General features: G+C 44.8%; 1 pseudogene. It reads right to left on the reverse strand.

The features are described from left to right. Positions 1-4553: pseudogene (locus HSISS2_RS04040) on the reverse strand (CshA family fibrillar surface protein C); the annotation flags it as partial. Between the last annotated feature and the right edge of the window lie 51 nt (positions 4554-4604).

The following is a 4604-nucleotide window of genomic DNA, read 5'->3' on the forward strand; positions in this document are numbered from 1 at the left end:
TACTGTCTTGGTAGTTGAGCCATCATCAAATGTTGCTGGAACATCATCGTTCATTGGCACACGGCTGTCGCCTTCAGTAAATACAGGTTTACCAGTTTGTGTAGCACCTTGAATATCTGTAGTTTCAACTGGTGTCGCTGTCGGTGTTACTGGAGTCACAGTTGGTGTATAAGTTGCAGAAGCTTTGGTTCCGTTCTTATCTTCACGAACAACCATCACTGCTGGAGCAGTTCCGACGAATGATTTCTCAGGTACGAAGGTTACGGTTCCGTCTGCTGCTACTGTGTAGGTACCAACGCCATCTACTGTCTTGGTAGTTGAGCCATCGTCAAAGGTTGCTGGAACATCTTCATTAATTTCTACTGTTTTCTCAACGCCATCAACGGTTACAGTGCCACCCTTGAATTCAGGTTTACCTGTTTGTGTAGCACCTTGAATATCAGTGGTTTCAGCTGGTGTCGCTGTTGGGGTTACTGGAACGATTTCAGGTGTATAAGTTGTATCTACCTTGATACCGTTTGAGCTTTCGGCTTGAACCTTAACAGGCGTTACTTGACCTGTATAAGATTTGTCAGTTGGTGTGAAGGTTACTTGGCCAGTTGCTGGATCAATTGAGTAAGTACCGATTTCAGTTGTACCGTCTGCCGCATAAGCTGGTGTCGTTGAAACTTCGTTACCATCTTTGTCTAACAATGTGTAACTGTTGTCTTTGATGGTGATTGTTTTGTCTTGACCATTAACTTGAACTGTTGTACCTGCAAAGGTTGGAGTTCCTGTTTGAGTTGCACCTTGGATGTCTTTAGATGTAGCTGGTTGAGCTGTTGGAACAGCAGCTACAACTGTTGGGGTGTAACTTGCATCTGAAGTAATAGTTGAAGTCTTACCAGCTTCATTTGTAACTGTCGCAGTTGCCTGAACAGTTACACCTTTAGCTGTCCCAACAAAGTCTTTTTCAGGAGTAAAGGTAACCGCTCCTGTAGTAGGATCGATTGTATAAGTTCCTTCACCTGCCACTGTCACACTTGTTTCATCTGTTGGTTGACCTGTTGCAGGGTCAATCAATTTCTTGCTTGTAATTTGAGCAGTCTCATCATCACTCAAAGCAAATGTAGGAGTCTCTGTTTGAGGGACATTTTGAATGTCTTCAGAAACTTTGTTTGTTGGAGTAAGAGTGACCGGATTTACAGTTGGTGTATAAGTTGCAGAGGCTTTGGTTCCGTTCTTATCTTCACGAACAACGGTTACAGCTGGTGCTGTACCAGTGAAGCTTGGGTCTGGAACAAAAGTTACAGTTCCGTCTGATGCTACTGTGTATGTACCAATGCCATCAACTGTCTTAGAAGTAGACCCGTCATCAAAGGTTGCTGGAACGGCATCGTTCATTGGCACGCGGCTGTTGCCTTCAGTAAAGACTGGCTTGCCAGATTGAGTTGCCCCTTGAACACCTGACGTTTCAGCTGGTGTCGCTGTTGGAGTTACTGGAGTAACAGTTGGCGTGTAAGTTGCAGTTGCTGGCGTACCATTCTTATCAACACGTTTCACGGTTACGCCTTCAGGTGTTCCAACATAAGTAGGAAGTGGCTTGAAGGTAACTGTTCCGTCTAATGCTACAGTGTAAGTACCAACACCATCGACCGTCTTGGTAGTTGAACCATCGTCAAAAGTTGCAGGAACGGTATCGTCCATCGGCACACGGCTATCGCCTTCAGTAAAGACTAGCTTACCAGTTTGAGTAGCTCCTTGGATATCTGTAGATGTTGTAGGTTCAGCAGTAGGTACCACCGGCGTAATCTTAGGTGTGTAAGTTGTCTCTACTGTTGTTCCATTTGTATCAGCTGCTCGCACTTTCGCAGGAACTACGTCACCTGAATAAGATTTATCCGTTGGTGTGAAGGTCACCACACCTGTTTCTTTATCAACGGTGTAGGTACCAATAACATCACCTGCTGGTGATTTGGCATCTACTGAAGCAGCTGGTTGACCATTTTCATCAAGAAGGGTAATAGAATCCTTGTTGATTGGGGCAACTGGATCACCTTCTGTGAAGGTTACTGTACCCATTTGAACCAAACCTTGAGGTCCAGTAGATTCAGCTGGAGTCGCTGTTGGAGTTACTGGAGTAACGGTTGGTGTGTAGGTTGCAGAAGCCTTGGTTCCGTTCATATCTTTACGCACAACAGTCACTGCTGGGGCTTCGCCGGTAAATGATTTTTCTGGAACAAAGGTTACAGTTCCGTCAGAAGCGACTGTGTAGGTACCTACGTTTGGAACTGTTTTAGTTGTTGTACCATCATCAAATGTTGCTGGAACATCGTCGTTCATTGGCACACGACTATTACCTTCAGTAAATTCAGGCTTACCTGTTTGGGTTTGACCTTGCTTACCAGTAGAAGTTGCTGGCTCTGCAGTTGGCTTAACTGGTGTAACTGTTGGTGTGTACGTCGCTTGCGCCTTGGTTCCATTCATGTCTTCACGGACAACGGTTACTGCTGGAGCTGTACCAGTAAATGATTTTTCTGGAACAAAGGTTACAGTACCATCTGATGCTACAGTGTAGGTACCAATGTTTGGAATTGTCTTAGTTTTTGTACCATCGTCAAATGTCGCTGGTACAGCTTCATTGATGGCTACTGTTTTATCAACGCCATCAACGTTTACTGTTCCACCTTGGAATTCAGGTTTGCCTTTTTGAGTCGCACCTTGAATGTCAGTGGTTTCAGCTGGCGTTGCTGTAGGTGTCACTGGAACGATTTCTGGTGTGTAAGTTGTATCAACTTTAATACCATTTGAACTTTCAGCTTGGACCTTAGCTGGTGTCACAGCACCTGTGTAGGATTTATCAATCGGTGTGAAGGTTACTGTCCCAGTTACCGAATCAATTGAGAAGTTACCAATCACAGTTGTACCATCTGCCGCATAGGCTGGAGTTGTACCAGTTACTTCATTACCATCTTTATCCAAGAGTTTGTAGCTATTGTCCTTAATAGTAATAGCCTTGTCTTGACCGTTGACTTGGACAGTTGTGCCTGCAAAGGTTGGCGTACCAGTTTGCGTAGCACCTTGAATATCCTTAGATTTAGCAGGTTGAGCTGTTGGAACAGCTGCTACAACTGTTGGTGTGTATGTCGCGTCAGATGTGATCGTTGCGGTCTTACCGTTTTCATTTGTAATAGTTGCAGTTGCTTGGACCGTTACACCTTTAGCGGTTCCGACAAAGTCTTTTTCAGGTGTGAAGGTTACAGCCCCTGTAGTTGGATCAATGGTGTAAGAGCCTTCTCCCGCTACAGTTACAGTTGCATCATCAGTCGGTTGACCAGTTGTTGGATCCACCAATTTCTTGCTTGTGATTTGAGCTGTTTTGTCACTGCTCAAGGCAAAAGTTGGTGTTTCTGTCTGTGGAACGTTTTGAACGTCTTCAGATACTTTATTAGTTGGTGTTACAGTTACTGGATTAACTGTCGGCGTATAAGTTGCTGAAGCTTTAGTACCGTTCATATCTTCACGCACAACAGTCACTGCTGGTGCTGTACCAGTGAAGCTTGGTTCTGGAACAAAGGTTACCGTACCATCCGTCGCTACTGTGTAAGTACCGACGCCGTCAACTGTCTTAGTTTTTGATCCATCGTCAAAGGTTGCAGGAACAGCATCATTCATAGGTACACGGCTATTTCCAGCAGTAAATTCAGGTTTACCGGTTTGTGTAGCTCCCTGAACGTCTTCTGAAACTGCTGGTGTAGCACTTGGTACTACTGGTGTAACTGTCGGTGTGTACTTAGCTGTTACAGCCGTACCATTCTTATCGACACGTTTCACAGCACACCTTCAGGTGTACCAACATATGTTGGTAGCGGCTTGAAAGTCACCGTTCCGTCAGCAGCTACTGTATAAGTACCAACACCATCAACTGTCTTAGTTTTTGAACCATCTTCGAAAGTCGCTGATGTGTCATCATCCATCGGCACACGGCTGTCACCTTCAGTAAAGACTGGCTTACCAGTTTGAGTGGCTCCTTGGATATCTGTAGATGTTGCATCTTCTGCAGTTGGAACAACTGGTGTAATCTTAGGTGTATAAGTTGTTTCTACAGTTGTACCATTAGTATCTGCAGCTCGAACTTTAACAGGAACCACTTCACCTGAGTAAGATTTATCACTTGGTGTGAATGTCACCACTGAAGTAATCTTATCTACCGTAAATGTACCAATAATTACACCTGCCGGTGATTTTGCAAATACTGCCGCAGCTGGCTGACCATTTTCATCAAGAAGGGTAATGGTATTTTTGTCGATTGGTGCGACAGGATCACCTTCTGTGAAGGTTACTGTTCCCGTTTGAACTACACCTTGAGGACCTGTTGATTCAGCTGGAGTCGCTGTTGGGGTTACTGGAGTTACTGTTGGTGTGTATGTTGCTTTCGCTTTGGTTCCGTTCATGTCTTCACGCACAACAGTCACTGCTGGGGCAGTTCCGACAAATGATTTTTCTGGAACGAAGGTTACCGTACCATCTGAAGCTACTGTGTAAGTACCAACATTTGGAACTGTCTTCGTCGTTGAACCATCATCAAAGGTTGCAGCACCCTATCGTTCATTGGTACACGGCTA

Source organism: Streptococcus sp. HSISS2, from assembly GCF_000448665.1.
GTDB lineage: Bacteria > Bacillota > Bacilli > Lactobacillales > Streptococcaceae > Streptococcus > Streptococcus raffinosi.